The sequence below is a fragment of the Stenotrophomonas sp. YJH_SMC_135 genome (genome assembly GCF_059372355.1).
Genome location: NZ_JCAFVN010000003.1, coordinates 324,890 through 347,321, shown reverse-complemented (window position 1 = coordinate 347,321; position 22,432 = coordinate 324,890). Strand labels below are relative to the sequence as shown.

At 67.5% G+C, this 22,432-nt stretch carries 15 protein-coding genes; 13 read left to right on the top strand and 2 right to left on the bottom strand.

Going from position 1 to position 22,432, the window contains the following annotated elements; all coding sequences use genetic code 11:
- Window positions 1-9 precede the first annotated feature (9 nt).
- The 4 genes from rpsR (at window position 10) to zipA (ending at window position 5,342) form a co-directional block, all read left to right on the top strand.
- Window positions 10-240: a 30S ribosomal protein S18 gene (gene rpsR / locus AC5P98_RS12620; protein ID WP_002804494.1), complete on the top strand. Its 231-nt coding sequence runs from the start codon at window positions 10-12 to the stop codon at window positions 238-240.
- Window positions 241-345: 105 nt separating this feature from the next.
- Window positions 346-795 carry a 50S ribosomal protein L9 gene (rplI, locus tag AC5P98_RS12615; RefSeq protein ID WP_049408589.1) on the top strand — a complete coding sequence of 150 codons (450 nt, stop codon included), beginning with the start codon at window positions 346-348 and terminating at the stop codon, window positions 793-795.
- 259 nt (window positions 796-1,054) lie between these two features.
- Window positions 1,055-4,558 (top strand): chromosome segregation protein SMC, encoded by a 3,504-nt coding sequence (gene smc / locus AC5P98_RS12610; protein ID WP_049408591.1) that lies wholly within the window; start codon window positions 1,055-1,057, stop codon window positions 4,556-4,558.
- A gap of 46 nt (window positions 4,559-4,604) precedes the next feature.
- Window positions 4,605-5,342: a cell division protein ZipA gene (gene zipA, locus AC5P98_RS12605; RefSeq protein ID WP_014647658.1), complete on the top strand. Its 738-nt coding sequence runs from the start codon at window positions 4,605-4,607 to the stop codon at window positions 5,340-5,342.
- Window positions 5,343-5,460: 118 nt separating this feature from the next.
- Here the strand turns inward: zipA and AC5P98_RS12600 are convergent, their stop codons facing one another.
- Window positions 5,461-6,585, bottom strand: coding sequence for a pyridoxal phosphate-dependent aminotransferase (locus AC5P98_RS12600; RefSeq protein ID WP_032962036.1), 1,125 nt, complete (start codon window positions 6,583-6,585; stop codon window positions 5,461-5,463).
- Window positions 6,586-6,802: 217 nt separating this feature from the next.
- On the opposite strand from AC5P98_RS12600, the gene ligA reads away from it, so the two are divergent.
- The 9 genes from ligA to AC5P98_RS12555 all read left to right on the top strand — a co-directional run bounded on the left by ligA (window position 6,803) and on the right by AC5P98_RS12555 (window position 21,318).
- The gene (gene ligA / locus AC5P98_RS12595; RefSeq protein WP_172412079.1) at window positions 6,803-9,274 is read left to right on the top strand and encodes an NAD-dependent DNA ligase LigA; all 2,472 of its coding nucleotides are present in this window, start codon (window positions 6,803-6,805) and stop codon (window positions 9,272-9,274) included.
- Window positions 9,275-9,322: 48 nt separating this feature from the next.
- Window positions 9,323-9,808: a GNAT family N-acetyltransferase gene (locus tag AC5P98_RS12590; RefSeq protein ID WP_495230049.1), complete on the top strand. Its 486-nt coding sequence runs from the start codon at window positions 9,323-9,325 to the stop codon at window positions 9,806-9,808.
- Window positions 9,805-10,761, top strand: a complete 957-nt coding sequence (epmA, locus tag AC5P98_RS12585; RefSeq protein ID WP_014647654.1) for an EF-P lysine aminoacylase EpmA — start codon at window positions 9,805-9,807, stop codon at window positions 10,759-10,761. The genes AC5P98_RS12590 and epmA overlap by 4 nt, the downstream gene beginning before the upstream one ends.
- Window positions 10,762-10,899: 138 nt before the next feature.
- Window positions 10,900-11,631 carry a DUF3011 domain-containing protein gene (locus AC5P98_RS12580; protein WP_032962032.1) on the top strand — a complete coding sequence of 244 codons (732 nt, stop codon included), beginning with the start codon at window positions 10,900-10,902 and terminating at the stop codon, window positions 11,629-11,631.
- 47 nt (window positions 11,632-11,678) lie between these two features.
- On the top strand, window positions 11,679-12,743 hold the full coding sequence (mtnA, locus tag AC5P98_RS12575; protein WP_014647652.1) for an S-methyl-5-thioribose-1-phosphate isomerase: 1,065 nt from the start codon (window positions 11,679-11,681) through the stop codon (window positions 12,741-12,743).
- A gap of 297 nt (window positions 12,744-13,040) precedes the next feature.
- The gene (gene gyrA, locus AC5P98_RS12570; RefSeq protein WP_049408593.1) at window positions 13,041-15,767 is read left to right on the top strand and encodes a DNA gyrase subunit A; all 2,727 of its coding nucleotides are present in this window, start codon (window positions 13,041-13,043) and stop codon (window positions 15,765-15,767) included.
- Between the two features lie 131 nt (window positions 15,768-15,898).
- Entirely contained in the window at window positions 15,899-18,427 is a 2,529-nt protein-coding gene (locus tag AC5P98_RS12565; RefSeq protein WP_049408595.1) for a membrane-bound PQQ-dependent dehydrogenase, glucose/quinate/shikimate family, read from the top strand.
- 123 nt (window positions 18,428-18,550) lie between these two features.
- Window positions 18,551-19,639 carry a lysozyme inhibitor LprI family protein gene (locus AC5P98_RS12560; RefSeq protein ID WP_049408597.1) on the top strand — a complete coding sequence of 363 codons (1,089 nt, stop codon included), beginning with the start codon at window positions 18,551-18,553 and terminating at the stop codon, window positions 19,637-19,639.
- 47 nt (window positions 19,640-19,686) lie between these two features.
- Window positions 19,687-21,318, top strand: coding sequence for a peptidoglycan-binding domain-containing protein (locus tag AC5P98_RS12555; RefSeq protein WP_049408598.1), 1,632 nt, complete (start codon window positions 19,687-19,689; stop codon window positions 21,316-21,318).
- Window positions 21,319-21,369: 51 nt separating this feature from the next.
- On the opposite strand, the gene AC5P98_RS12550 is transcribed toward AC5P98_RS12555, so the two are convergent.
- A complete protein-coding gene (locus tag AC5P98_RS12550) occupies window positions 21,370-22,359 on the bottom strand; it encodes a zinc-dependent alcohol dehydrogenase family protein (protein WP_049408600.1) in 990 nt (329 codons plus the stop codon).
- Between the last annotated feature and the right edge of the window lie 73 nt (window positions 22,360-22,432).

Below are 22,432 nucleotides of genomic sequence, written 5' to 3'. Positions count from 1 at the left end.
AGCCTTCCCATGTCCAAGTTCTTCCGTCGCCGCAAGTTCTGCAAGTTCACGGCTGAAGGTGTGAAGGAGATCGACTACAAGGATCTCAACACCCTGCGCCAGTACCTGACCGAGAACGGCAAGATCGTGCCGAGCCGCGTCACCGGTACCAAGTCGAAGTACCAGCGCCAGCTGGCGACCGCCGTCAAGCGCGCTCGCTTCCTGGCCCTGATCCCGTACACCGACAACCACGACGTCTGATGCCCGGCGGGGCGGCCCGGTGCCGCCCCCGCTGTGCCAGCTATTCGGACAGCCTTTGTTGCGGGGCATCGCCTCGCTAACGAATAACTCATCTGGAGCAATACCATGCAGCTGATCCTCCTGCAGAAAGTCACCAACCTCGGCAACCTGGGCGACCTGGTCGACGTGAAGCCGGGCTACGGCCGTAACTTCCTCGTGCCGCAGGGCAAGGCCGTGCCGGCCACCGAGAGCAACAAGGCCGAGTTCGAAGCCAAGCGCGCCGAATACGAAGCCAAGGCCCAGGCCATCCACGCCGACGCTGACGCCCGCAAGGCCAAGCTGGAAGGCGCGAGCGTGACCATCCCGGCCAACGCTTCGACCGAAGGCAAGCTGTACGGCTCGGTCGGCGCCCGCGAAATCGCCGATGCCTTCACCGCTGCCGGCCTGCCGGTCAGCAAGAGCGAAGTCATCCTGGGCGAAGGCGCCTTCCGCAACATCGGCGAGTATGACGTGCTGATCCACCTGCACGCCGACGTCGAGACCACCGTCAAGGTCGTCGTCGTCGCCGAAGCCTGATCCCACGCCGCAAGGCCTGGCATCACCGCAGAACGGGCGCCCGCAAGGGTGCCCGTTTTGTTTTATGGCTCCGTTTCGTGGCGTGCGGCCACGTCCGGCCGACGGGGTGGGGCCGGACAATGTTCCACGCCCATTCGTAGAACACGGCCACATCGGTATACTCAGGGCGTCACACCCGTTCCACGGGCATCGATCCCAGCAGGATCAATGACTTGGAGGGTAAACGCAGGCCGCTTGCCGGCCCCAGTCCGGAACCCCTATGCGTCTTTCCACGATCAAGCTGTCCGGCTTCAAGTCGTTCGTCGATCCGACCACCCTGCACCTGCCGACCAACATGACCGGCGTGGTGGGCCCCAATGGCTGCGGCAAGTCGAACATCATCGATGCCGTGCGCTGGGTCATGGGCGAGAGTTCGGCCAGCCGCCTGCGTGGCGACTCGCTGACCGACGTGATCTTCTCTGGGTCCAATGCCCGCAAGCCGGTCTCGCAGGCTACCGTCGAGCTGATCTTCGACAACTCCGACCACACGATCTCCGGCGAATACGCCTCGTTCAACGAAATCTCGGTCAAGCGCACGGTCAGCCGCGACGGCACCAGCAACTATTACCTGAACGGCACCAAGTGCCGCCGTCGCGACATCACCGACCTGTTCCTCGGCACCGGCCTGGGCCCGCGCAGCTACTCGATCATCGAGCAGGGCATGATCAGCCAGATCATCGAGGCGCGCCCGGAAGACCTGCGCGTGTACCTGGAAGAGGCAGCCGGCATCTCCAAGTACAAGGAGCGCCGCAAGGAGACCGAGACCCGCATCCGCCACACCCGCGAGAACCTGGACCGGCTGGGCGACCTGCGCGACGAGATCAGCAAGCAGCTCGAACACCTCAAGCGCCAGGCCAGGCAGGCCGAGCAGTACCAGGCCCTGCAGGAAGAGCGCCGGGTCAAGGATGCCGAGTGGAAGGCGCTGGAATTCCGTGGTCTCGACGGTCGCCTGTCGAAGCTGCGCGAAGGCCTGTCGCAGGAAGAGACCAAGCTGCAGCAGCTGATCGCCGACCAGCGTGATGCCGAGGCCCGCATCGAGACCTCGCGCGCGCGGCGCGAAGAGGCCGCCGACGCGCTCAACACCGCGCAGGCCGCGGTCTACCAGGTCGGCAGCACGCTGGCGCGCCTGGAACAGCAGATCCAGCACCAGCGCGAGCTGTCGCAGCGCCTGCACAAGGCGCGCGATGAAACCCAGCAGGCCCTGGCCGAACTGGGCCAGCACATCAGCGGCGACGAGGCCAAACTGAGGGTGCTGCGCGAGGCAGTGGAGGCCGCCACCCCGCAGCTGGAGGCGCTGCAGGAAGAGAACGAGATCAAGCAGGAAAGCCTGCGCGAGGCCGAAGACCGGCTGGCCAGTTGGCAGCAGCGCTGGGAGCAGCACACCTCGCAGAGTTCGGAGGCGTCGCGCGCCGGTGATGTCGAGCGCACGCGTGTGGACTACCTGGACAAGCAGATCCTCGACGCCGACCGGCGTCGCGAGGCCCTGGCCGCCGAGCGCGCCGGGCTGGACGTGGACGCGCTGGAAGAAGCCTTCGAGCAGCTGCACCTGCAGCACGACACGCAGAAGGCCGCGCTGGATGAACTGAGCGAAGACGTCGAGCTGCGCAAGCAGGGCGTGGCGGCCGTGCAGGAACAGCAGCGCAATGGCCAGAACGAACTGGCCGAACTGCGCAAGCAGGCCAACGGCCTGCGCGGTCGCCTGGCCTCGCTGGAAACCCTGCAGCAGGCCGCGCTGGGCCAGGAGCAGGGCGCGGCCGTCGCGTGGCTGAAGGCGCGCGGGCTGGATTCGGCGGCACGTGTCGGCGAACGCCTGGACGTCGATGCCGGTTGGGAAAACGCGGTGGAAAGTGCGCTCGGCCAGCTGATCGAAGGCGTGCTGGTCGATGACCCGGGCAGCCTGGTCAACGCCCTCGGCGAACTCGGCGACGGCCACATTGCGCTGGTCGCCAGCGCGGATGCCGAGGTCAAGGCTGCACCGACGTCGCTGGCCGCACGCGTGCGTGGCCCGGCGGCGATCCGTCGCCTGCTGGCGCACCTGCATGGTGCCAAGGACCTGTCCGAGGCGAAGGCCCTGCAGGCCAGCCTTCCGGAAGGCGATTCGATCATCACCCAGAGCGGCGAGCGCCTGGGCCAGGGCTGGCTGCGCGTGTCGCGCTCCGGTGCAGCCCAGCAGGGCGCTCTGCTGCGCGAACGCGAGATCAACGAGCTGCGCGAGCAGATCGAGCAGCTGCAGGACCGCGAGGCCGAGTTGGAAGAACAGCTGGCCGGTTTCCGCGAGCAGCTGCAGGCCGCCGAACAGCAGCGCGAGGACGCGCAGCGCGCGCTGTACCAGGCCCACCGCGCGGTGTCCGAGCTGGCCGGCCAGCTGCAGGGGCAGCAGGGCAAGGTAGAGGCTGCACGCACGCGCATCGACCGCATCGAAGGCGAGCTGAAGCAACTGCAGGAAACGATTGAAGCCAACAACGCGCAGGCGCGCGAAGCGCGCTCGCGGTTGGAGAACGCGGTCAGCAGCATGGGTGACCTGGAGTCGACCCGGCAGCGGCTGGAGGGCGAGCGCCGCCAGCTGACCGAGGCGCGCGACCTGGCCCGCGATGCTGCCCGTGCAGTGCGCGAGCGCTCGCATTCGCTGGCCCTGACCCTGGAATCGCAGCGTGCGCAGCTGGCCTCGTTGAGCCAGGCGCTGGAGCGCATGGGCACCCAGCGTGGGCAGCTGGATTCGCGACTGGGCGAGCTGCACTCGCAGCTGGACGAAGGTGATTCGCCGGTCGAAGCGCTGCAGGCCGAACACCAGAACGCGCTGGAAGAGCGCGTGCGCGCCGATCGCGTGCTGACCGAGGCGCGGACGTTGCTGGACGGCATCGACGCCGAGCTGCGCAATTACGAGCAGACCCGTCACCAGCGTGACGAACAGGCGCTGGCCCAGCGCGAGCGTATTTCGCAGCGCAAGCTGGACCAGCAGGCACTGGTGCTCAGCGCGGACACCCTGCAGGCGGCGGTGGAAAAGGCCGGCTTCGTGCTGCAGGACGTGCTCAACGCACTCCCCGAGGATGCGCGCCTGGGCGACTGGGAGCAGGCCGTGCATCAGATCGACGCACGCATGCGCCGGCTGGAGCCGGTCAACCTTGCGGCCATCCACGAGTACGGCGAGGCTTCGCAGCGCTCGGATTACCTGGATTCGCAGCACACCGACCTGACTACGGCGCTGGAAACCCTCGAGGATGCCATCCGCAAGATCGACCGCGAGACCCGCGGCCGTTTCAAGGACACCTTCGACCGCGTCAATGCTGGCGTGCAGGCGCTGTACCCGCGCCTGTTCGGTGGCGGCCACGCCTACCTGGAGCTGACCGGTGAAGACCTGCTCGACACCGGTGTGACCATCATGGCGCGCCCGCCGGGCAAGCGCGTGTCCAGCATCTCGCTGCTGTCCGGCGGCGAGAAGGCGATGACGGCAGTGGCGCTGGTGTTCGCCATCTTCCAGCTGAACCCCGCGCCATTCTGCCTGCTGGACGAGGTGGACGCGCCGCTGGACGAAGCCAACGTCGGCCGGCTGGCCAACATGGTTAAGGAAATGAGCGAGAAGGTGCAGTTCCTGTTCGTCAGCCACAACAAGGCGACGATGGAGGCCGCGCACCAGCTCTCGGGCGTGACCATGCGCGAACCGGGCGTCAGCCGCCTGGTCAGCGTGGACCTGGAAGAAGCCGCGCGATTGGCGGGCGCGGCCTGACGTGCCATCCTAGTTACCTGAATGAACTAGCCGGAGAACCTATCGAATGTCCGACACGGCACTGTTGCGCATCGGCATCCTGGCCGCCGGCCTGCTGTTGATCGCCGCGATCTTCCTGTTTGGCCGTCCGAAGAAGAAGCCCCAGGGACGCCGCGTGGAAAGCGCGGAACCGGCCAGCGGCGAGCGCCGCGAACCGGTATTGGGCGAGGACGGCGTTGTCGTGGCCGATGGCCGCGTCGAACCGGGCATGGGCACGGAAGGCGAACAGGCCGAACTCGGCCTGGGCGATACCGACCCGGGCGCCAGCGATCTCGGCAAGCGAGCCACCCAGGATTTCGACAAGATCGTTTCGCTGTTCGTGGCCGCCCGTGCCGGTGAGCAGCTGCGCGGCGAAGACATCGTGGTAGCCGCGGAGAAGACCGGCCTGGTGTTCGGCCACATGAACGTGTTCCACCGTCTGGTGGAAGGCCATCCCGAGCGCGGGCCGATCTTCTCGATGGCCAGCATCATGAAGCCAGGCAGCTTCGACATGGCCAACATCCGTGCCATGGAAACCCCGGCCATCGCCTTCTTCCTGACCCTGCCGGCGCCGCTGACCGCGCTGGATGCCTGGGAGAAGATGCTGCCGACGGTGCAGCGCATGGCCGAACTGCTGGATGGCGTGGTGCTGGATGACAGCCGCAACGCCCTGGGTCGCCAGCGCATCGCGCACATCCGTGACGAGCTGCGCGCCTACGACCGCCAGCACCAGGCGCCGCCGCTGACCAAGACCCCGCGCTGGTGAGCGCCATGGCGTGCCGACCAACGGTCGGCACCCACCCCGACCAACGGTCGGCACCCACAACAGTAGATCCACGCTATGCGTGGATGGGGCGAACCAAGGTTCGCCCCCACCAACAGGGTCAGGCCGGTACGCCGGCCACCTTGGCAAACGCGCGGCGGAACGCGGCCATCTCGTCCTCGCTGCCGACGGTCACGCGCACGTGCTGCGGCCAGATCGGCCAGCTGCGCCCGATCACCACACCGTTGTCGGCCATCGCCTTGGCGAACGTGCTGCCGTCGCGTTGCACGTCGACCACGAAGCAGTTCGCTTCCGACGGCAGGCAGCTGAAACCACGCTTGCCCAGCCATGCGATGGTGGCCTGGCGCACCTTGGCGTTCTGCAGGCGACGCTGCGGAATCAGCTGCGGATCCTGCAGGCTGGCCAGCGCCGCCGCCAGCGCGGGCACCGGTAGCGGGTTGTCGCCGGGGCTGGCCAGCTCGCGCAGACGCTCGGGATGTGCGGCCGCCAGGCCCAGGCGCAGGCCGGCCATGCCGTACAGCTTGGAGAAGGTACGCAGCACGATCAGATCGTCGCGCTGCGCCACCTGCGCGATCAGGCTGGGCTGCTCGCTGTATTGCAGGTAGGCCTCGTCGACCAGCACGCGGGTGGAAGCAGGCTTGTGGGCCAGCAGCCAGGCGAGCTCATCCGGTGGGCTGATCGAACCGGTCGGGTTGTTCGGATTGCACACGTACAGCAGCCCGGTCGGGCGCGCATGCGCGGCTGCGACCATCGCACGCAGGTCGTGTGCGCCGTCATTGCGCAGCGGCACCTTCTGCACGTGTGCACCATGTGCGGCAGCGACCTCGCCCAGGGTCTCGAAGGTGGGGTCGGCCACCACCAGTCCCGCCTGCGGGCCGGTCCACAACGTGGCGGCGCGGTTCAACGGTTCGCTCGAGCCCGGATAGAGGCGCACATGGTCGGCCGGGATACGGGCCTGCTCGATGAACGCATCGCGTACCTGTGCCGCCAGGGCGAAGCGGTAGCGGCCGCAGCTGGCGATGCTGTCGCGTGCCGCCTGCTGGGCAGCGGGGGAGGGGCCGTAGGGGCATTCGTTGAAGTTCAGTAGTACCGCGCCTTCGGCGGGGGCCGCACCGATGGCGGCCGCGGATTGGGCCTGGCCACGCAGCGGCAGGCCGCTGCCGGCGACGGCAAGGCTGGCACCGGCCAGCTGCAGGAAGCGTCTACGGGAGGCAGGCAGGGTCATGGGCAGGATTCCGATGGGGGCCGTCGCACGCTAGCGCCGGCGAGGGTGGGCGGCAAGCTGCTTTTTGTGGCGTCGCGCCATGCAGATGTGCCAACCAAGGTTGGCACCTACCGGAGCGGGGAGTGCCCGTCGAGCACGCTCGACGCTGCAAAGGCGGGGCGTTACAGGGCCTGACGGCCGGGCGCGGTAGAATCCCCGGCCATCCCAGAACCACCGGATCCCGATGAGCCCCAGCCCCGCCGAACGCGCCGAAGATCTCCGCCGGCAGATCGCCCAGGCCAACCGCGCCTACCACGAGCTGGACGCGCCGGAGATCCCCGACGTCGACTACGACCGGATGGTGCGCGAGCTGGAAGCGTTGGAGCGCGAGCACCCGGAACTGGCCCGTGCCGACAGCCCGACCCAACAGGTCGGTGCACGCCCGTCCGGCCGCTTCCCCGAAGTGCGCCATGCGGTGCCGATGCTGTCGCTGTCCAATGCCTTCAGCGATGAGGAGGTGGCCGACTTCGTGCGCCGCATCGATGAGCGCCTGGGCCGCCGCAGCCTGCAGTTCTCGGCCGAACCGAAGATGGATGGCCTGGCGATCAGCCTGCGCTACGAGGACGGTCATTTCGTACTCGGCGCAACCCGCGGTGATGGCAGTACCGGCGAGGACGTGACCGCCAACCTGCGTGAAATCGGCGATGTTCCCAAGCGCCTGCACGGCAAGGACTGGCCGGATGTGCTGGAGGTGCGTGGCGAGGTCTACATGGCCCGCGCCGACTTCGAGGCCTACAACGAACGTGCGCGCCAGCAGGGCGGCAAGGTGCTGGCCAACCCGCGCAACGCGGCAGCGGGTTCACTGCGCCAGCTCGATCCGAAGATCAGTGCGCAGCGCCGGCTGAGTTTCTTCGCCTACGGCACCGGTGAAGTGCAGGGCGGCGAGCTGCCGGACACCCATTCGGGCACGCTGGCCCAGCTCGGCGCCTGGGGCTTCCCGGTCAGCGGGTTGTGCAAGGTGGTGCAAGGCGCCGACGGCCTGCTCGGCTACTACCGTGACATCGGCGAGCGTCGCGATGGCCTGCCGTTCGACATCGATGGGGTGGTCTACAAGCTGGATGACCGCGCCGGCCAGCAGGCCATGGGTTTTGTCTCGCGTGCGCCGCGCTGGGCCATCGCGCACAAGTTCCCGGCACAGGAACAGAGCACCACGGTGGAGGCGATCGAGATCCAGATCGGCCGCACCGGTGCCGCCACGCCGGTCGCGCGGCTGGCACCGGTGGCTGTGGCCGGCGTGATCGTGTCCAATGCCACGTTGCACAATGCCGATCAGATCGCGCGTCTCGATGTGCGTGTCGGTGACAGCGTGATCGTGCGGCGTGCTGGCGACGTGATTCCGGAAGTGGTCAGCGTCATCCTCGACCGCCGTCCACAGGGCACCTCGCCCTGGCAGATGCCGACGCGCTGCCCGGTGTGCGGCTCGGAAATCGTGCGCGAGGAAGGTGCAGCTGCGTGGCGCTGTTCGGGCGAACTGTCCTGCCCTGCGCAGCGCAAGGAGGCCATTGCCCATTTCGCTTCGCGCCGTGCGATGGATATCGACGGCCTCGGCGACAAGTACATCGAAACCCTGGTCGACGCCGGCATCGTCAGGAGCGTGGCCGATCTGTACCGGCTCAACCGCGACCAGCTGTTGCACCTGAAGCTGGTGCTGGATGCCGAGGACCCTTCCGCACTGGCCGCCGCGCTGAAGCTGCACCTGCCGGCAGAAGGCAGCGGCGCGGTGCTCAATGCGGTGCTCAAGCTGGATGGCAACGATCCGGCGTGGCGCGCGCAGGCGCTGGCACAGCCGGCCAGCTTCGAATGGAACACGAAGAAGATCGCCACCAAATGGGCCGACAACCTGATCGCGGCAATCGACGCCAGTCGCGCAGCCACGCTGGAGCGCCTGCTGTTCGCGCTTGGCATCGAGCACGTCGGCGAGAGCACGGCCAAGGCGCTGGCGCAGTGGTTCGGTGACCTGGAACTGATCCGCCACCTGCCATGGCCGTTGTTCAAGCGCGTGCCGGACATCGGTGGCGAAGTGGCGCGTTCTCTCGGCCATTTCTTCGAGCAGCAGGGCAACCAGCAGGCCATCGACGACCTGCTGCAGGTCGGGCAGGTGCGCATCAGTGATGTGCACGCGCCCAGTGCCAAGCTGCGCGAAGGCCTGGATCTGGCGCAACTGCTGGTCGAATCGGAAATCCCCGGCATCACCCGCCTGCGTGCGGAGAAGCTGGTGGCTGCCTTGCCGGGTGCCCAGGCGGTGCTGGATGCCGAGCATGGCCAGTTCGTCAACGCCGGCCTGCCGGACGACACTGCGCGCGGTCTGGCCGACTGGCTCGATGCCGATGGCCATGGCGCGATGCTGCTGGCAGCCGAGAAGGCGATGCAGCAGATCCTGGCCAAGGCGCCGGCGCTGGCCGAGATCGTGGCCGGCCCGCTTGATGGGCAGACCGTGGTGCTGACCGGCACCCTGGCCCAGCTCACCCGCGATGCCGCCAAGGAACGCCTGGAAGCGCTGGGTGCCAAGGTCTCCGGCAGTGTGTCGAAGAAGACCAGCTTCGTGGTCGCCGGTACCGAGGCCGGCTCCAAGCTGGACAAGGCGCAATCGCTGGGCGTGCCGGTGTGGGACGAAGACCGCCTGCTGGCCTACCTCGCCGAACACGAATGATGACCCGCCGGGTGCCTGGCGCCCGGCATGAAAGACAAAGGAACACCGATGCAGACCGCCCCGCTGGATTTCCGCCTGGCCACCCGTGCCGACGAAGAACTGTTGATCGCGTTGATGCGCGAGTTCTACGCCGAAGACAGGATCGACTTCGATGACGCGCGCGTGCGTCGCGGCGTGGACGCGCTGCTGGCCGATCCGCGCAATGGCGAAGTGCTGCTGTGGCTGGACGAGGCCGGCGAGGTGGTCGGCTACGCGGTGATCGCGATGGGCTTCAGCCTGGAGCAGGGCGGCCACTTCATGCTGCTGGACGAGCTGTACCTGAGCCATCGCGCGCGCGGTCGTGGTCGCGGCAAGCAGGCGCTGGCCATCTGTGAACAGCGCGCTCGCGGGCGTGGTGTCAGCCGCCTGCGCCTGGAGGTGAACCACCACAACGAACTGGCCCGCCGCCTGTACCTGGCCAGCGGCTACATCGACGACACCCGCGATCTGCTGATCCTGCCGCTCGACCATCCGCGCCCGGAGGGTATCCTGTGAGCGAGGCCCTGCTGCGCGCGCTGCAGCAGCGCGCCACGCTCAATGCACTGGTGCGCCGCTTCTTCGCCGAGCGCGATGTGCTGGAGGTGGAAACGCCGATCCTGTCGGTGGCAGGCAACACCGAGCCGAACATCGACAGCTTCCATACCGATTTCACCGGCCATGTCGATGCCGGTGGCCGTCGTCGCTGGCTGCGCACTTCGCCGGAATATCCGCTCAAGCGCCTGCTGGCGGCCGGTGTGGGCGACTGCTACGAACTGGGCCGGGTGTTTCGCAACGGCGAGGCCGGCGGCCGCCACAACCCGGAATTCACCATGCTGGAGTGGTATCGGGTCGGCTGGGACCACCACCGGTTGATGGAGGAAACCGCCGAGTTGGTCGGCCAGGCGCTGGCCCTGGTCGGACGCCGTGCAACGCTGCGTGTGTTGAGTTACCGCGAGCTGTTCCAGCAGCACGTGGGCCTGGATCCGTTCGAGGCCGATGAAGCCGCGCTGCGTGTTGCGCTTGGCGACGTGCACATCGACCCGGTCGGGTTGACCCGTGATGACTGGCTGGACCTGTTGATGACCCACCACATCCAGCCGCAGTTCGATGACGCGGTGATGACCGTGGTGCATGACTGGCCGGCCAGCCAGGCCGCGCTGGCCCGCATCCGTCCGGGCACGCCGCCGCTGGCCGAGCGTTTCGAGCTGTACCTGGGTGCAGTGGAACTGGCCAACGGCTATCACGAACTGAACGACGCCCACGAGCAGCGCGCCCGGTTCCAGCGTGACCAGCAGCGCCGCCACGAACGTGGACAGGTGCAGCCAGCCGTGGACGAGGCACTGCTGTCGGCGTTGCCGTCGATGCCTGCCTGTGCTGGCGTGGCGGTGGGTGTCGATCGCCTGTTGATGGCGATGAACCGCACGCCACGCATCGCCGATGTGCTGGCCTACGACTTCGCCCACGCGTGATCCCCGCGTGTTGCTGAACATCGCAGGCTGAACGAAACGCGGGTTCGGTGCGCTTGCGTCGGTAAGCACGATGATGCTCTTATCACGGCCAATGCCGGACACTGGCATCCAGTTCATCCATTCCTGCTGGGGAAGGCTTTGGTCAAGTGGTTCGCGGTTGTCGCTGCACCGGTGTACTCCATTGCGCTCTGGGGTGCCTGGCTGCCGTCGCCGGCGTCGGCCCAGCAGGTGGGCTACGACGATGAAGTGGTGACCTGCGAATCACGCGACATGGGTTGGGTGCACTGCGATATCGAGGTTGCCAATGGCGTCGACCTGGTGCGCCAGCTGTCCAGCAACAGCTGCATCCGCGGCAGCGAGTGGGGTACTGACCGCAGTGGTGTGTGGGTCACCCTGGGCTGCCGTGCCGAGTTCCGCGCCCGGCGCGCAGCGGGCGCGGCGCCGCCGGCTGGCAGCTCGGGCAAGCGCCTGGTGCGCCGTGTGGTGCGCTGCGAGTCCAATGGCCGTCCGCAGAGTTGCCCGGTACGACTCGATGGCGCGCCGGTGCGCCTGCTGCGCCAGTTGTCGGTGTTGCCGTGCCGCGAAGGGCAGGGCTGGGGCTACAAGCGCAATGAAGTCTGGACCAGCCGTGGCTGCCAGGGTGACTTCGAAGTGGCCGATGACGATGGCCGCTTCGTCGACATGCCGCGCCGCCTGACCTGCGAATCGAAGTCGAAGAAGCGGCGTTTCTGCGGTGCCAGCATCTCGGTTGGCGCCGTGGTCTCCGAGCAGCTGTCCAGCACGCCCTGCGAGGAAGGCAGCACCTGGGGCTGGAGCCGCAACGGGATCTGGGTGGACGGCGGCTGCCGCGCCGAATTCTCGGTGAATTGAGCCCGGGCAGGCTCCAACCCTGCGGGGCGTGGCCCTACAATGGGCCCATGAACACTGCCTCTGACATCGACTACGCCCGTTACGACCACATCCGCCCGATCCTGTGGACCGGCGATGCCCTGCAACTGCTGGACCAGCGCAAGCTGCCGTTCGTGGTCGAGCACGTGGTCTGCCATGACAGTGACGAGGTTGCCAGCGCGATCCACGCATTGACCGTGCGTGGCGCGCCGGCGATCGGCATTGCCGCTGCCTGGGGTGTCGTGCTGGCTGCACGCGAGGTGCAGGCCGCCGATGGTGCGCACGCCCTGCAGCAGCTGGAACCGGCCCTGCAGCGCCTCAATGCGTCGCGCCCGACTGCGGTCAACCTGGCCTGGGCGCTGGCGCGCATGCGCCGTTGCCTGAACGCCGCCGGCGCCGACTGGAAGGCGTTGCTGGAATCGGAAGCGCAGGCCATCGCCGAGGAAGACCTGGCCGCCAACCGCCACATGGGTGCACTGGGCGCGGGCCTGATCGAGGCTGGCAGCGGCGTGCTGACCCACTGCAATACCGGCTCGCTGGCCACTGCGGGGTTCGGTACCGCGCTGGGCGTGATCCGTGCCGGCATGGCCCAGCACCGCATCGCCCGCGTGTTCGCCGGCGAGACCCGGCCGTGGCTGCAGGGCGCGCGCCTGACCGTGTGGGAGCTGCAGCAGGACGGCATCGATGCCACCCTGATCGCCGATTCGGCTGCCTCGCACTTGATGAAGACCGGCGCCGTGCAATGGGTGATCGTGGGCGCGGACCGCATCTGCGCCAATGGCGATACCGCCAACAAGATCGGCACCTACCAGCTGGCCATCGCCGCCCGCCACCACGGGGTCAAGTTCATGGTGGTCGCTCCGTCCTCGACCGTGGACATGGAGACCGTGGACGGCAGCCAGATCGAGATCGAGCAGCGCGACCCGGGTGAGCTGTACGGCGTGGGGGGTACCCGTACCGTCGCCGAGGGCATTGCTGCCTGGAACCCGGTGTTCGACGTCACCCCGGGCGAGCTGATCGACGCCATCGTGACCGAGCGCGGGGTCATCCTGAACCCGACCGCCGGGAACATGCGCACCGCCTTCGGCGGCTGAGGCGGGCAGGAAGGTCCCGGGGTCGGACCCCTTTTCGCAGGAAAGGGCTCTGACCCCAGGCAGGCCTCATCCACGCACGGCGCGGATCTACTGATTTCGCGCAGCCGAGCATGGGCTCGGCTCTACAGGGGCGGTATGGGGCCCTAAGTTCCTGATTTGTGCCGGTAAAATCCCCGTAAAGGGAGGCGGAAAACGGCCTGTTGTGGTAGTATCCACAGGTTGAATCGAGGTTCCGGCGCGACCCCCTCCCGCAGAGGGCTGCGCCGGACTGGACCGCTACCAGACAACGGAACCCGAATGGCAGAAACCGCCAAGGAAATCATCCAGGTCAACCTGGAAGACGAGATGCGCAAGAGCTACCTCGATTACGCCATGAGCGTGATCGTGGGCCGCGCGCTGCCGGATGCGCGCGACGGCCTCAAGCCGGTGCATCGCCGCGTGCTGTACGCGATGAACGAACTCAACGCGCACAGCAACAAGCCCTACTTCAAGTCGGCGCGTATCGTCGGTGACGTCATCGGTAAGTACCACCCGCATGGCGATCAGTCGGTGTACGACACGCTGGTGCGCTTGGCACAGCCGTTCTCGCTGCGCTACATGCTGGTCGACGGCCAGGGTAACTTCGGTTCGATCGACGGCGACTCCGCTGCAGCAATGCGATACACCGAGGCGCGCATGTCGCGCCTGGCGCATGAGCTGATGGCGGACATCGACAAGGAAACCGTCGATTTCCAGCCCAACTACGATGAGAAGGAACTGGAGCCGACGGTCATGCCGACCCGGTTCCCGAACCTGCTGGTCAATGGTTCGGCTGGCATCGCGGTGGGCATGGCGACCAACATCCCGCCGCACAACCTGAGCGAATCGATCAACGCCTGCATCGCGCTGATCGACAACCCGGACATCGATGTCGACGGCCTGATGGAATACATCCCGGGCCCGGATTTCCCGACTGCCGGCATCATCAACGGCACTGCCGGCATCGTCGCCGGCTACCGCACCGGCCGTGGCCGCGTGCGCATCCGTGCCAAGGCCGATATCGAAGTGGCCGACAACGGCCGCGAATCGATCATCGTCACTGAAATTCCTTACCAGGTGAACAAGGCGCGTCTGATCGAGAAGATCGCCGAGCTGGTCAAGGAAAAGAAGATCGAAGGCATCAGCGAGCTGCGCGATGAGTCCGACAAGGACGGCATGCGCATCTACATCGAGATCAAGCGCGGTGAATCTGCCGAGGTTGTGCTGAACAACCTGTACCAGCAGACGCAGATGGAATCGGTGTTCGGCATCAACATGGTGGCGCTGGTCGATGGCCGCCCGCAGTTGATGAACCTCAAGCAGATGCTGGAGGCGTTCGTCCGCCACCGTCGCGAAGTGGTCACCCGCCGCACCGTGTTCGAGCTGCGCAAGGCGCGCGCCCGTGCCCACGTGCTGGAAGGCCTGACCGTTGCGTTGGCCAACATCGACGAGATGATCGAACTGATCAAGACCTCGCCGAACCCGAACGAAGCCCGCGAGCGCATGCTGGCCCGCGTGTGGGAGCCGGGCCTGGTCGGTGCGATGCTGGGTGCGGCCGGTGCCGAGGCCTCCCGTCCGGAAGACCTGCCCAAGGGCGTGGGCCTGATCGAGGGCGGCTACCAGCTGACCGAGATCCAGGCCACGCAGATCCTGGAGATGCGGCTGCACCGCCTGACCGGGCTGGAGCAGGACCGCCTGACCGACGAGTACAAGCAGCTGCTGGAAGTGATCGCCGGGCTGATCCACATCCTGGAAGATCCCGACCGCCTGCTGCAGGTGATCCGCGAGGAGCTGGTCAACGTCAAGGCCGAATTCGGCGACGAACGTCGTACCGAAATCCGCCACAGCGAAGAGGACCTGGACATCCTCGACCTGATCGCGCCGGAAGACGTGGTGGTTACCGTGTCGCATGCCGGTTACGTGAAGCGGCAGCCGGTGAGCGTGTACCGCGCACAGCGCCGTGGTGGCCGTGGCCGCAGCGCGGCGGCGACCAAGGAAGAGGATTTCATCGAACAGCTGTGGCTGGTCAACACGCACGACACGCTGCTGACCTTCACCAGTTCGGGCAAGGTGTTCTGGCTGCCGGTCTACCAGCTGCCCGAAGCCGGTTCCAACGCCCGCGGCCGTCCGATCATCAACTGGATCCCGCTGGAGCCGGGCGAACGCGTGCAGGCCGTGCTGCCGGTGCGCGAGTACGCCGATGGCCAGTTCGTGTTCTTCGCCACCAAGAACGGTACGGTCAAGAAGACCCCGCTGAGCGAGTTCGCCTTCCGCCTCGCCCGCGGCAAGATCGCGATCAACCTGGACGAGGGCGATGCGCTGGTCGGTGTCGGCCTGACCGATGGCGAGCGTGACATCCTGCTGTTCGCCTCCAACGGCAAGACCGTGCGCTTCGGTGAGGACAAGGTCCGCTCGATGGGCCGTACCGCCACCGGCGTGCGCGGCATCAAGATGCCGCCGGGCGAGGAAGTGGTCAGCCTGATCGTGGCCGAGAGTGCCGGTGGCATTGAGGACGAGAACGAGGACGACAACGGTGCCGAGGAAGCCGTCGCCAATGGCGACGCGGTGATCGACGGCGCCGATGACAGCAGCGTGCAGTACATCCTTACCGCCACCGAGAACGGCTACGGCAAGCGCACCCCGCTGCCGGACTACCCGCGCAAGGGCCGTGGTACGCAGGGCGTGATCGGCATCCAGACCACCGAGCGCAACGGCAAGCTGGTCGCCGCAGTGCTGATGGGCTCCAGCGACGAAGTCCTGCTGATCTCCGATGGTGGCACCCTGGTGCGTACGCGTGGCTCGGAAATCAGCCGCGTCGGCCGCAACACCCAGGGCGTGACCCTGATCCGCCTGTCCAAGGACGAGAAGCTGCAGGCGGTGGAGCGCATGGATGCCTCGATCGACGAGGACGAGGATGAGGTGGCAGTGCCTGCCCCGGCCCCGGCCGCGACCACGACCGATGGCGCCCCGGCGGCTTCCAGCAGCGAGGACGCCGCACAGGAGTGATCCTGCCGCAAGGTTGAGTTACGCGACGACGCCGGCCCTGTGCCGGCGTCGTCGTATCCGGATGCCGCACATACGCACGCGCTTCACGTCGGCGGTGGGATAACGGCGCATGCTGCCCCCGGAGATCGACGATGTCCGCCACGCCGCCGTCCGCTCCTGCTCCCGTCCGCGCCTCCCGGCATCCTCTCGTTACCGTGCTGTCGCTGCTGCTGGTCCTGCTCGGCCTGGTCATCGGCGGGCTCGGCGCATGGCTGCTCAGCCTGGGCGGCTCGGCGTACTACGCCATCGCCGGGGCCGGCCTGCTGGCCAGTGGCCTCCTGTTGTTCGGCAATCGCCGCAGCGGCGCGCTGCTGTATGCGCTGGTGTTCGCCGGTACGCTGTTGTGGACCTGGTGGGAGTCGGGCAGCGACTACTGGCGCTGGGTACCGCGGCTCGGCCTGGTGACCGCGCTTGGCATCGTGCTGGCGCTGCTGGCGCCCACCCTCCACCAACCGGTTTCCAGGCGCCTGTCGCGCAGCGTGGCCGGCGTGCTGATGCTGGTGTTCGTCGCTGCCTTCGGATTGGCGTTCGCGCCGCACGGCGAAGTGGACGTGCACCAGCCGTTCCCGGAAGGCGCGGCCAGCGTCGGGCTGGAACCGACCCGCGACACCACCGGCCTGCAGCCGGCCGACCAGCCTGCCGAAGGGGACTGGCCGGCGTGGGGGCGCAGCAATGCCGCCACCCGCTATTCGCCGCTGCAGCAGATCACCCCGGCCAACGTGGCCACGCTGCAGCTGGCCTGGCAGTTCCGCACCGGCGATATGCCGAACAAGCGCTGGGGTGCGGAAACCACGCCACTGAAGATCGGCGACCGTCTGTACCTGTGCACCGCCCGCAACCGCCTGATCGCACTGGATGCGGCCAGCGGCAAGGAAGTGTGGCGGTTCGATCCGAAGGTAAAGGACGCTTCGATTCCATACACCGCCGCCTGCCGTGGCGTGAGTTATTACGAGCAGCCGGCCACGCCGATCCTCGCCGATGCCGCATTGGCCGATGCCGCTGCTGATCTGGCGTTGCCGGAACCGCCGCCCACTGCCACCCGCAGCGCTGCACCGGGCAGTCGTCCGGCATGCTGGGCGCGCATCATCGAGGGCACGCTGGACGGGCGCATCATCGCGGTGGATGCCGACAGTGGCCGCCCCTGCGCGAATTTCGGCAACAACGGCCAGGTCGACATCACCCTGGGCATGGGCGAGGTGCCACCGGGCTATGTGTCGATCACCTCGCCACCGGCCATCGTGCGCGGGGTGATCGTCACCGGCCACCAGGTGCTGGATGGTCAGCGCCGCGACGCGCCATCGGGCGTGATCCAGGCCTACGATGCGATCACCGGCAAGCTGCGCTGGGCGTGGGACATGGACCAGCCCGAACGCAGCGGCCTGCCGCCGCATGAGCAGACCTACACGCGCGGCACGCCGAACATGTGGACCACCGCGACCGGTGATGAGGCGCTGGGGCTGGTCTATCTGCCGCTGGGCAATTCCGCTGGCGATTACTGGAGTGGCTCACGCACGGAAAACCAGAACCGCTATGCGACGTCGCTGGTGGCGATCGATGTGGCCACCGGCAAGCCGGCCTGGCATTTCCAGGCGGTGCGCAAGGATGTGTGGGACTACGACCTGGGTTCGCAGGCCAGCCTGATCGATTACCCGACGGCGGCAGGCAAGGTGCCGGCGCTCCTGCTGCCGACCAAGCAGGGTGATCTCTACATCCTTGACCGCCGCAACGGCCAGCTGCTGACCGCCGCCGAAGAGCGCAGGGTGCCGGTCGGCGGTGTCGAACCGGAACAACGCTCACCCACGCAGCTGTTCTCGCTGTATCACACGCTGCGCCGGCAGCATGACCTGACCGAGCGCGACATGTGGGGCATCACCCCGGTCGACCAGCTGATCTGCCGCATCCAGTTCCGCAAGGCGTACTACGAAGGCTTCTACACCCCGCCGAGCAGTGATCGCCATTCCATCGAATATCCCGGCTACAACGGCGGTTCGGATTGGGGAAGTGTGTCCATCGATACGCGCCGCGGCGTGATCGTGGCCAACTACAACGACATGCCCAACTACAACCGGCTGGTGCCACGCGCCGAGGCCGACAGGCTGGGCTGGCTGCCACGCGAGAAGGTCCGGTTCGACAAGGGCGGCGCCGAAGGCGCGGGCGACCCACAGGTGGGCACGCCCTACGCCATCCAGGTAAACGCCGGTTGGCGCCTGCCGTTCACTGGTCTGCTGTGCAAGCAGCCACCCTATGGCGGCATCCGGGCCATCGACCTGCGCACCGGCAAGCTGCTGTGGGACCGTCCGTTCGGCAGTGCGCGCGGCAACGGACCATTCGGCATCCGTTCGGGCCTGCCCATCGAGATCGGCACGCCGAACAATGGCGGTTCGGTAGTCACCGCCAGCGGCCTGATCTTCATCGCCGCCGCCACTGATGACCTGCTGCGCGCCATCGACCTGAAGACCGGCAAGGAGCTGTGGCATGCCAAGCTGCCCGCGGGTGGCCAGGCCAATCCGATGGTGTACGCGCAGGGCGGGCGCCAGTACGTGGTGATCATGGCTGGCGGCCACCATTTCATGGAAACCCCGAACGGCGATTACGTGATGGCCTACGCGCTGCCGAAATAGCGCTGCCGGCCTGAATGCGACCTGCGGGCTGTGACCGCTGTCGCTGAAGTTGCGCTGGCGACCGGGCAGCATCCATCATCGGAACAGGACGGGGCCGGCCAACGCCCGCAGGGAAGGAAACGCATGCTGAACTCCGAACGCCTGCCGGGGCGTGCCACCCGGCTGCTGGCAGGACTGCTTCTGCTTGGCCCTTGCCTGTGGGCAAGCGCGCAGGCGTCGCCCCAGCCCGCCGCACGCAAGGTGCCCAGCGGTGCCGAACTGATCGCAGGCGATGCGCGCTCTCTGAGCCCCGCCCATGCGCCTTGCATGGCGGCCGCAGGCACCGCGCTGGACGCCCGTCGCCGTTGTGCCGACGCTGAACTCAAGGTGCACGACGATGCACTCAATGCCGCCTACAGCGCGGCGCGCTCCACACTGACCGCCAGTGATCAGCAGGTGCTGCGCGATCTGCAGCGGCAATGGCTGCACCAGCGCGACAGCCGGTGCCCGGAAGGCAGCACGGCCGTTGCCCAGCTGGATTCACAGCAGTGCCGCACGCACATGACCCTGCTGCGTGCCCGCCAGTTGCAGGGCGGCGGTGCGGCGGCGCTGGTGGCGGAAGCCAAGGCGGCCCCGGCGCCGGCGCAGGCCGCTGTGCATGCCGCCGATGCCGCGCCCGACAAGCAGGGCAGGATCGTCCTGCGGCCCGGCGAGGGCAGGCTCACACCGGCACTGCAGGTGGTCTTCCAGGTGACCGATTGCAGCGGCACCGACAACGTGACGACCTGCCAGGTGCGGAGCATGGGCGTGACCCGTGGTGGGCGCAACGTGGTGGTCACGGACGTGCAGCCGCGCCTGACCCGCGCCGGCACCGGTGCCCAGGGTGCGACCGCCGTGCTGCTGACCGTTTCGGATTTCAATGGTGATGGCGTGCCGGACCTGCAGGTGTGGCAGGACAACAGCGGTGTCTACAACGTTCCGGTGCATGCGTTCTACCTGTTCGATGCCAAGCGCAACCGCTATGTGCGTGCCAAGGCGTTGGAAGCGGCCATCGGTGGGCGCGACATCGACCATATCGACAATGGGCGGTTCGTGCTTCGCGCGAAGGTCAGCCCGTGCGAGCGCGAGGACAAGGTCATCCAGCTGCGCGGAACCGGCACGCGCACGCTGCTGCAGCGCCGCTATGACACCTGCAGGGGCGAGGCCCCTACCGAATCGGACCTGCTGAAGTAGGTCTTCCCCCGACGAATGGATGCGTTCCGGAACTGGAGAGCTGAAGGATGAGCGAAGGCTATGGAAAAGGTGGGTCGGGCTTCGGCCTGACCCGGGACCAGTCGGTCGAGATGATCGTGCGTACCTGCATCGACAACGGCGTTACCGACCATCGGCAGATTGCCTATGTGCTGGCCACGGCGCAGCACGAATCGCGTGATTTCGCCGCGCCCGAGGAAGACTGGGGCAGGAAGCAGGCGGTGGACCTGCGCTACTTCGGCGGCGAGGAGTATTTCGGCCGGGGCTTTGCCCACCTTACCCACGTCAACAACTACGAGCGGCTGGGCGAGGCGCTGGGGATCGGCCGCGAGCTGGTCGAGCATCCGGAACGGGCTGCCCGGGCAGACATCGCCACCAAGGTGCTGGTGGTGGGGATGCGCGACGGCCTGTTCGGTGCGCGGCTGTCCGACAACGTCAACGCCAACCATGCCGACTACCGGCAGGCGCGGGCCTCGGTCAATGGCGGTGAGCTGAACAACGGCAGTCCCTATCCAGACGCCATCGCCACACGGGCCACTGAATGGGAATCCCAGGTTGCCGGCCTGGTCCAGCGTGTGCAGCAACCAGGCTTCCAGATGCCGGTGCCGACCCCCCAGGCGCCCACCGGGGCGATGGACCTGCACCGGGGTGACGCCAACCAGCACGTGCTGGAAGCGCAGCAGTACCTGCAGCGCTTGGACATCCGCGACAACGCCAATGCCGCGATCAAGCCCGACGGTGATTTCGGCGCCTCCACCGAGCAGGCCGTGCGCCGCTTCCAGACCGAGCGGGGTATCAGCCCGGCCAATGGCCGCATCGACGATGCGCTGCTGGAACGCATGCGCAGCGACACGCTGGCGGTCGATCCGGACTTCAAGCGCCGGACGGTGACCGACCTGACCGGCCCGCTGGCCGACGGCAACCTGGGCCCCGGTGAGAAGGGCGAGCCGGTGTTCGAAATGCGCCGGCAGCTGGAGGCGTTGGGGTACCTGACCGAGCCGAACCCACGTGCCGAGCGCGATGCGCGCACGTTTGATGCCGGCATGCAGGCGGCCATGCGCAACTTCCAGCAGGACTATGGCCTGCCGCTGCGCCCCGGCGGCGTCATCGACACGGATGCGCGCCGGCAGTTGAACGATGCCGCCGTCGCTCGCGAGCATGCGCCGACCACCGAGTTCGACCGCGCGGAGAACTGGCCGCCGCAGCGTCCGCCCTATACGCGGGCGGAGTTCCAGCCGGAGCAGGTGCAGGCGCGGCAGCAGGCAGCGGCGAATGCACCGGTCGCTGGTCCGGCCGCGCCGGAGCCCGCACCGCAGTCCAATGGCATGGAATCGCTGTCGCCCAGGGACGCCGCGCTGTTCGATCGCATCCGCCAGGGGGTACCTGGCACCATCGGCGACGAGCACGTCATGCAGGCAGTGCTGGAGTCCAAGCGCAACGGCATCGATGATGCCGCGCGCGTCGACCGGGTGATGATGGCCGGAGATCGCCTGTGGGTTGCCGGGTTGATTCCCGGTGAGCGCGCCAGTGTGGATACGGCACAGCCCGCGCGCTCGATGGAGGAAACGGTGAATGATCTGGCCGGTGACGACCGGCAGCGCGAGCACCAGCTCACCCTCGAAAGCCGCCAGCATGAGAACCGCGGGCCTTCAATGGCCTGAGCCTGCGGCAGCGACGTGCCCGCAGTGGGTCCGTCGCTGCCGGCAGGGTGTTTACAGCGTCACCACCACTTTGCCGATCTGTTCGTTCGATTCCAGGTAGCGGTGGGCGTCCTGGATCTGCGCGAAGGGGAACACCTTCGCGATCTTCGGCGCCAGCGTGCCCTTGTCCAGGCCGTCGACGATGAACGCCTTGGCACGTGCCAGCGCGGCATCGTCGGAGACGATTTCCGAGTACAGGTAGCCCTTCAGCGTCAGCGACTTGCCCAGCACGTTGAACAACGGGAACGGAGTGGGTTCGCTGCTCAGCGCGCCGTATTCCAGCAGGATGCCGCCACGGGCCATTGCCTCGGTCAGCGGCACGAACTGCGGGCCACCGATCGGGTCGAACACCACGCGGGCGCCGGCACCGCCGGTGATGCGCGCCACTTCGGCTGCCAGGTCCTGTTCCTGGGTGGCGATGACATGGGCGGCACCGGCATCGAGCAAGGCCTGGCGCTTGCCCGGGCCACGGGTGACCGCAATCGGCGTGGCACCCACTGCATTGGCGATCTGGATCGCGGCCAGGCCGACGCTGCTGCTGGCAGCGGTGATGATGACGGAATCCCCGGCGGCCAGCTGCGCCTGCTCCAACAGTGCGCCCCAGGCGGTGACGTACTGCATCCACACCGCAGCCGCCGTTTCGAAGCCCAGCGCCTGCGGGTGCTTGACCAGCAGTCGCGCCGGCACGTTGGCCAGCTCGCCGTAGGTGCCCCAGCGGGCGATGTCCAGCGGCGGCACCACGCTCACCGCATCGCCAGCAGCGAATCCGCTCACCGCACTGCCGACCGCCTCGACCATGCCGGCCGCTTCATAGCCCAGCCGGCTGGGGAACTGCGCCTCCTGCAGATAGGCGCCGTTGCGGAACATCACCTCGGCACGGTTCAGGCCGATGGCCTTGACCCGGATCTGGACCTCGTCGGCGGCGGGGGCGGGAACATCGATGTCGTCGATGCGCAGCACATCGGCGCTGCCATATTCGTGGATGCGGACAACCTGGCTCATGGGGGACTCCTGGGCAAGGCCGGCGCAGGGCCGGCGGAAAGGTGGAGGCTACTGTGCGCGTGGCCTGCCTCCA